The organism is Yaniella sp., from assembly GCF_030453185.1.
Taxonomy (GTDB): domain Bacteria; phylum Actinomycetota; class Actinomycetes; order Actinomycetales; family Micrococcaceae; genus Yaniella.
Window position 1 is genome coordinate 1 of the sequence record NZ_JAKDKW010000095.1, and the last position, 7,443, is coordinate 7,443.

6 protein-coding genes and 2 pseudogenes are annotated in these 7,443 nt (G+C 50.7%); 5 read left to right on the forward strand and 3 right to left on the reverse strand.

Translation table 11 applies throughout. The features are described from left to right. Window positions 1-198 precede the first annotated feature (198 nt). On the reverse strand, window positions 199-486 hold the full coding sequence (locus L0H14_RS11060) for a hypothetical protein (protein ID WP_301421830.1): 288 nt from the start codon (window positions 484-486) through the stop codon (window positions 199-201). Window positions 487-635: 149 nt separating this feature from the next. Further along, complete coding sequence (locus L0H14_RS11065; RefSeq protein WP_301421831.1) at window positions 636-1,112, reverse strand: hypothetical protein; 477 nt, start codon at window positions 1,110-1,112, stop codon at window positions 636-638. Window positions 1,113-1,700: 588 nt separating this feature from the next. Between L0H14_RS11065 and L0H14_RS11070 the strand changes: the two are divergent. The 4 genes and pseudogenes from L0H14_RS11070 to L0H14_RS11085 form a co-directional block, all read left to right on the forward strand. After that, window positions 1,701-1,937, forward strand: a pseudogene (locus L0H14_RS11070) (integrase core domain-containing protein); the annotation flags it as partial. Window positions 1,938-2,356: 419 nt separating this feature from the next. Further along, window positions 2,357-4,762, forward strand: coding sequence for a glycoside hydrolase domain-containing protein (locus L0H14_RS11075; RefSeq protein WP_301421832.1), 2,406 nt, complete (start codon window positions 2,357-2,359; stop codon window positions 4,760-4,762). Next, window positions 4,762-5,421 (forward strand): hypothetical protein, encoded by a 660-nt coding sequence (locus L0H14_RS11080; protein WP_301421833.1) that lies wholly within the window; start codon window positions 4,762-4,764, stop codon window positions 5,419-5,421. The genes L0H14_RS11075 and L0H14_RS11080 overlap by 1 nt, the downstream gene beginning before the upstream one ends. Window positions 5,422-5,556: 135 nt before the next feature. Next, the gene (locus tag L0H14_RS11085) at window positions 5,557-5,964 is read left to right on the forward strand and encodes a hypothetical protein (protein ID WP_301421834.1); all 408 of its coding nucleotides are present in this window, start codon (window positions 5,557-5,559) and stop codon (window positions 5,962-5,964) included. Between the two features lie 76 nt (window positions 5,965-6,040). Here L0H14_RS11085 and L0H14_RS11090 read toward each other — a convergent pair whose 3' ends face one another. Then, window positions 6,041-6,640 (reverse strand): hypothetical protein, encoded by a 600-nt coding sequence (locus L0H14_RS11090; protein ID WP_301421835.1) that lies wholly within the window; start codon window positions 6,638-6,640, stop codon window positions 6,041-6,043. A gap of 342 nt (window positions 6,641-6,982) precedes the next feature. Here L0H14_RS11090 and L0H14_RS11095 point away from each other — a divergent pair. Then, a pseudogene (locus L0H14_RS11095) lies at window positions 6,983-7,264 on the forward strand (LexA family protein); the annotation flags it as partial. Between the last annotated feature and the right edge of the window lie 179 nt (window positions 7,265-7,443).

Below are 7,443 nucleotides of genomic sequence, written 5' to 3' on the forward strand. Positions count from 1 at the left end.
AGCGCCGTTCAAAACCTGGATCAGCAGAATTTCTTTATTGTCCAACCGGGTATACGAGCCGGTACAGGGTCGGGGCTGTCTTTGAGAGCATTGTGGCTTATTATGATGCGAGAGTCACGTGCCCAGAGAAATGCTGAAGACTTCGCATAGCTGCGGTGCATAGCGTCAGAGGCGCGTTAGTAGGAATGGTGCGCGTATTTACGAGAATTCGTTGTGTGCTGTTTGCTGTTGGTCCAGCGCCGACTGGGATTCCTGGAGGTATCGGATGACGACTGACGCTCCGATCAGTGCAGCTCCTACTGGAAATGCTACGTTTTGAATGATGCTCAATGCTGGAGAGAGCAGCCAGAACCATAACGATTGGCTTGTTTGATCGGAAGTCAATGCGGTTTGAACCCCGGCGCTGGTGTACGCATAAAACGCGATCGCGCCCACGATGAGGAATCCAACGCCCCACCACAGGATGCGTTTGGGGGATGTATTCATGACGACGACCTCCTTGCGGTCTTTAGAGAAAAAAGCTCGGGCCTGGCATTCCACCGTGGGATGACCATTGGTGCCCATCCGGGGATAGGTGCCAGCACTAAGGTAACTAGCCTTAGCTCGGTGCGGGTCCTACTGTCTTCTTTGTATGTTTATTTGTGCGATGCTCCCCCGAAGTTTGCCGGAATCACGTCGGGTTCGCGTTTTTCGACGCTGATGATGTCGCCGGTGAACGAATCGAGCTCAACGTGTTTGGGTTCGTCAGAATTCAGGAGGGCGTTTTCTTCGTCGGTGAACGACTCCACGTAGTGTTCTGGTGCCACGGCCACTTCGGGTACCGTTTCCTGGCCCGGAGGAAGTGGGACATACGAGTCCTGAGTTTCACCGGCTTGGCGTTCATGCGCCAACAATCGGTCGGTGAACGGGTTAGCTCTCACAGGCGGTTCCAGAGGATGTCGCTGTGATGCTTCATCTGAGGGGGCCGGCTGCACAGAAAGTTCGTAGACCGTATCGTCAGCCTGTGTCGCCGCTGGAGTAAGAAACAGTGTCGTTCCAGCCAGGGCGGCTACTGCAATGACTCCACCGGTCGCTAATTGGCGTAGTGGGAATCTGCGAGGGGTCGTCTTCATGGCTTGTAGCCTATTCCTACAGTGAGGTGGGTGAGTTGATAAGTGTTGTCTTTCCACCGTGACACGAATCCTTGCAACCTTCAAGGTCATCACATTGTCCTGTAAAGCAGGTTGATCTTTTTGTCGGCCAATCTAATGCTTGCCGCGCTCCCACGTGTAAAGGCAGGTATACCCGTTTTACACGCACATCTACCAGTCTTGGTCAGTTCCGGCATTCTAAGTGGTGCATTTGGGGAGCAAGAGATTAAGTGACAGGAGGACCGCCACATGAAGCTGCGAAATCCCGCCAAACGAAGTTAACAGTCACAGCATACTCTCGGTGGAATGATCAACGTGTAAAAGGGTATACACGGCTGGATACTTAATGCATCCTTTGATGAGGCGTGTCATACAGTCCTATTAAACAAGGAAAGATGCCCTATGCGCTGTCTAATTGGTATTCATATGCTTGACGGACTAAACCTATGATGTAAAAGAAGTCTGATTTTTCGTCTAAGGAGACTTCTGTCACCAATCCTGTTTCGCGGTGACGAGTTCGGCATAATCACGAGTCCGGCATAATCGCTGTTATCCCGAATTCGGGATAATAGTGAGTCGCAGTTCAAGACCATGAAATACACACCAGATTACCCAGAACGCTTCGCTTCCATTGGTGAGGCCAGGGCCTGGATGGCAGCATTCATCGACTGGTATAACCACGAACACCGCCACAGCGGCATCGGATTACACACCCCAGCCAGCGTGCATTACGGCACCGCAGAACACGTGCGTGATCAGCGCCAAGTCACCCTGGATGCAGCATATGCAGCACACCCAGAAAGGTTCCACCGGCGACCCCAAGCACCTAAACTACCAACCCGCGTTACGATTAACGCTCCCCAAAAAACCACGCAATCTACACAACTTCAACACGCATAACATGTCTCATTTGATTTGACACGTACCGAGTGGTGTTGGCAGCGGTCTGATCACTGTGTAACTCTGCTTATTAATCTCAGGGTGACAATGTCAATGTGAGGTCACGATTCGGGAACATTCTCTATGTATCTTGGGAATCGACGGCAAACACAATTGCTTTGAAGATCCTGTCAACCTAAGGTGGTCGTTCACGTGCCACGACATCGGAAGCGCTTCGACTGAAACCCAGAATGTAACGGTTTGTCTGAACATGCCTAGCGTAACTTGCACATAGGGGTTGAGCGCTGGGTGCCTCGTGAATTGTTGAAATGGGGAAGGTAGTTACGATGAGTGATCCGCACATTACTTGGATTCAAAATTGGCTGAACGAAACCTACGGATCAGTACCTGGATGGGGTGATCTTGAAGTCACAGGTCGAACTGGCTGGCCAACAATGTACGCATTGCGCCGAAGCCTTCAAGTTGAGCTTGGCATTGAAACACTTGGCGATGGATTCGGAGACCAGACGAAATCTGCATTTATCTCTCAGATTGGGCGAATTGATAACGGCACAACTGACGAGAACCTGCTGAGGTTGGTCAGTGGGAGCCTATGGTGTAAAGGCCATACTGGAATTTATGAAGAAGCGCGTGACGATGCTGAGCCGGTGACTTTCGATGAAGTTGAAGATGGTGTGGCGAACGCTCGAGAAAACCTGGGCCTTGATGCCGATGAGACCTATGTAGACGTAAAGCTCATGGCATCGCTAATGTCGATGGATGCTGACCGTATTCCCATCACTAGCGATGGAACACAAGAAGTTCGAGACGTCCAGCAATGGCTGAATGCGACTTATTCGAATCGAAGAGATTTCGAACTTGGCCCCACTGATGGAATGTTTTCACGTCAGGTACAAGAATCCATGATGTTTGCCCTGCAATATGAATTCGGTATGGACGACGATACAGCCAACGGAAATTTTGGACCCGGTACACGTGCAGGCCTTAGAGATTACGCTCAAGTCGGTCCAGGGTCTACAGATGGGGAGTCAAATTTCGTCCGCCTCTATCAAGGGGCCATGCGGTTTAACCTGTACGAAGTTCCATTCAATGGGTCTTTTGACGACGAAACCTCAAGCATGACCAGTGACTTTCAGTCTTTCATGGAAATACCGATCAGTGGCGAGGGCGACTACACGACGTGGGCTAACCTCCTTGTCTCCTCGGGAGATACCAGCATCAGCACCGAAGGCTTTGACACCTCCACACAACTCACCGCCAGTAACGCTCACGACGCTGTTGACAGCGGCTACACACATGTCGGACGCTACATCGTCGGAGCAGGAAAATTCCTGACGACTCCAGAACTGTATGCGCTGAAGGACTCTGGCTTGCGAATGTGGCCCATCCATCAGAGGTTTAATAACGAAGTTCGTCACATGACTTACAATAACGGTTTCGATCATGGAATCGAGGCCATGGATCGCACTCGTGTGCTTGGGCTACCAGACAACGTGGCACTATATTTCTCAGTGGATTTCGACCCAGTCGATGTAGAAATTGAAGGTCCTGTTCGTGAATACTTTCAAGGTGTCAATGACGCGTTGGCATTAACTTGTCTAGGTGATATCAGCGTAGGTGTTTATGGCACACGAAATGTCTGTCAAATAATTATCGATGCTGAGCTTGCGGAAGCAGCTTTCGTATCAGGGATGTCCACGGGTTTTTCCGGCAATATGGGTGTTCGGATGCCGGAAGCATGGCACTACAACCAAATAGTTGAACTTTCCGAAGAAGAGTCTGGTTTCGGGGTGAATATTGATAAAGTCGTAGTGTCTTCCAAGGCGGATGCAGTGAATCTGGACAACTACACGCCACCGCCTGAAGCTGTCGATCGGCCGATCACAGACACAGGGTTTGACTATGTCTACGAATGGATAGCAGAAACAGAAAGTGCCTGCGAAAGAGCCTTGGTGGAAGAAAGCACGGTCGGCTTCGACCTCACATTCTACACAGGCCATATCCCCACCGCTGTTGCTCACCAAATTCGTCTTGACGATTATTGGAGCAGTCTTTGGCGGACGTATACAAATATTAGCTCTACAGCAACTGATGAGCGCAGTGGAGCTGCACTTGGAACGTGCCTGAGTACTATGAGCGAAGTACAGCCCTCCAGACCAACCTCGGATCGCGATGTCACTCATTGGGCCGCGACTTTCTTGGGATATCACATTTGGGGTATTTCCAGCCCTGCGGACAGCTTTCGTGCAGGAGATCTCGGAGGGTGGGCGCTAGATCTATTACAGGCTTGGGGGGTATACGCCCGAGAAGGCCAGCCAGGCGATGTTTACGATTGGATGGAAGCCAACCTCGGCAAATCTGACGAATCAGCATTCGGCTACGATGACTTAGTCGCAGACGCTGATGCCTATCTGTGTGCAGCATCGATGCAAAACGATGGTGTAGGGCAACTCTCCTCAGCTATGAGAAATGTCTATCAACAAGATGCAGCCTCTCGCCTAGCGCGCTTCTACAACGATCGTTTTGGACAATCGTCAGAAAACGTGGCATCTGCTATGGAAAATTTGGTGGGCGGCATGTTTGACGGGAGTTTTCCTGTACCGATAGATCTACTCCGTGACGCCGCTGGATTGAACCCCGAAGATGAGGAAGGCCTACCCATGCCATCGAACGCCCAGGCTCAAGAGTGCGGGCGTGCCCTTGGTACCGTATTGGCCCAATTAGGGCAATAATGCGACCAGTAGCAGAAGCCACTAATGACAGTGCCTGGGAGAAAGGCTCCCATCGGACGTATTCTCCGGTGCCCGGCTGGTTTTGGAACCTCTTCAAAGCTGTGTGGGGAATCATTGCCTTTGGGCTGTTGACAAATCTGGCCTGGCGAATTGGCTACGGGCAACATGTTCCTCTTAACATTGTCTCACCTCGCGTTGAAAGCTCATCCGAATTGACCGGAGGTCTGCTGCCATATGGCTCGTCCGGCTCATGGCTCATCTATTTGGCCCTCGTTACGGTGACCTTATGTTTAACAGTTCTTCCGGTACGTACATCAACGTTCCTCGGGGTAGGCCAAGGCCTCTCTGCGCTGTACCTTGCAGCAACAACCTATTTCTTCGCGTCGTTTCAGCGGGACTTGGCGGCATATCAGTCTGAGGTTTTTGGGCCAGAGTGTTTATATGAGGGCTGCTGGCCAGTCGGGATGCAGCAGTACCTATTGCCAGCACCCATCCTATTTACGACACTTGCCATGCTGCTGATGGCCACTGTCTTTCGACATAGACACTGGGTGTGGCGCATGCTCATACCGATTGCCACATTCCTGTTTGCAACATTGGTCCAGGTACTCGCCTGGGATTCCTTGGTTCTTCCCTGGTTAGCGAGCCCTCCAAGCTAGGCATCAACAACAAAGTTGCCTGATTCAGGACAGTGTCGAGAACATTTGGTATGAAACCGAGCTGGACGCTTTGCTACTCGTCCGTCATTAACTAACACGACTTTCACCACCCACATCTCAGGAGAACTGCTACAGATGAAACACACATTTCAAGTGATTATCGCCAGCCTAGTTCTGGCGGTCGCGCTCACCGGTTGCGACAATGAAACACCGAACAACGATGATGAAGTTGCAGAGACTGTTACCGTCCCAGACGTGCTGGGCTTTCATCCCGACACAGCAGGGGCAACGCTGGATCACCTTGACCTCACACCCGTGGTCCGGGTCGATGCGAACAGTTTTGATCCAAAGCACTTAGAAGTCTATGCAACCGACCCCATGCCTGGGGCCACTCTTGAAGCCGATGAAAGTGTCTGGGTGTGCGCGGTACCTATTGGCGAAAACGGTGGCGAAACAAGCGAATGCCCTCTACCTGTCTCACCTGATGCTGATGCTGAAGTCGAAGAACAGTTTGACAAAGTCGACGAGGAAAACGGCGAGTAAAGCCGCAACACATCAAGATGCCCTCTCCCATGTCTGTTGCATGGGAGAGGGCATCTTGATGTGGAGAAGAAAAACTTTAGACATCTGAGCGAATGGCGACACTGATCCCGTAAACCGTTTGCGAGAAACTATAAATGCTAGGGCTACCGTGCCCCGCAGCAGAAACTCGCCATGGGCTATTAACTATCGTTGGATTCTCATGCCCGTATGGATATATATCGTATTGAGTTCGAGCCTCAATGTAAGCCGATAAAAACCGGACCGCATTAATCGGATCATATGATGGCCCACTACCAGAGGCGGTAAAGCAGTAGAACCCACCAGAGGTACGTCTCCACGCATATGGACAATCCGTAGCGTTGTCAGCTGGAGTTGGAGTCTTGCCGCTGGCCTCCAGATATTCGCTTTGCTCCGAAATCTCTTCATCAGTAGCGGGTGCAGCATCCTCGACACTAATCAGCCCCATGATTGGCACATAGTATCCAAGTGATTCATCCAGCTCGAAGCCTATTGGACGATTAAACTCGATCAAGCCTTGTTCATTCGGGACCATGCCTTGAGATTTTGCCATTTCCGTTTGTTCAGCAGGATCTTTCCCAAACAATGAACCGGCAATACGCTCAATCTGCTCTTCATTTAGATGAGTTGACAATGTATACTCTTTCTTCGTATGCATAAGTTTTTTACTCGAAAGTGTATTTGGAAATATTGACCGATGTTATGGCGGTCATAATTCATCGTATCTTTGGTATTTTGAATAGGCAATAGGTATGCCGGCTAACCGCTTTAGCGGAGGCCTTGTTGAAGCCTGCCTTACTGATCATTTAGCAAGCTAACCTATAAGTAACACGTAAATGTAGATATTGCTATTGATCCAAGCTACATTCATGCGGGCGGCTTTGCTCTAGCGCACAGCGATTTGTGGCCATGGGCTAACTGAAACTATCTAAAAGTCATTGATCACCTGTACCCCTAGGTGTCCGTACTACAATGTAAAACCTATTGCGGGAGGGAAAGTATGAAGGTTGAACGGGTCTCTGCTTACGCGCCGGAAGGTACAACACCACGACTGGTCCAAGCTGGTGTGGGCAGAGTGCCAGCAGGTTTCCCGTCGCCGTCACAGGATTATTCAGATACCCAAATTGATCTGACTGAGATGCTGATCCGGGACGAACTGGCAACTTTTATTGTGCGCGTGTGTGGCGACTCGATGGAGGGTGCCGGGATTTTCGACGGAGATGAATTGATCGTCGATCGCTCCATCGAACCACAAGACGGCCACATTGTCGTTGCGGTGCTCACCGCTCAATAAGCGAATAAATTGCGATACCGCCCATCAATCCTACGCTAGCGGTACCAAAGGTTCTCGCCTAGCTGTATCAGCCCTTCCTCTTGAAGGCTTTTCTGAGAAGCGCTATCAGAGACCAAGGTAAATTCTGGACCCTCATCAGCTGTCTCTAAAGTCACGATCTTGCCCCC

Excerpts from the sequence above, each read along its gene's own strand:
- L0H14_RS11060 (WP_301421830.1), bottom strand. The coding sequence starts at position 486 with ATGAATACATCCCCCAAACGCATCCTGTGGTGGGGCGTTGGATTCCTC.
- L0H14_RS11065 (WP_301421831.1), bottom strand. The coding sequence starts at position 1,112 with ATGAAGACGACCCCTCGCAGATTCCCACTACGCCAATTAGCGACCGGT.
- L0H14_RS11075 (WP_301421832.1), top strand. The coding sequence starts at position 2,357 with ATGAGTGATCCGCACATTACTTGGATTCAAAATTGGCTGAACGAAACC.
- L0H14_RS11080 (WP_301421833.1), top strand. The coding sequence starts at position 4,762 with ATGCGACCAGTAGCAGAAGCCACTAATGACAGTGCCTGGGAGAAAGGC.
- L0H14_RS11085 (WP_301421834.1), top strand. The coding sequence starts at position 5,557 with ATGAAACACACATTTCAAGTGATTATCGCCAGCCTAGTTCTGGCGGTC.
- L0H14_RS11090 (WP_301421835.1), bottom strand. The coding sequence starts at position 6,640 with ATGCATACGAAGAAAGAGTATACATTGTCAACTCATCTAAATGAAGAG.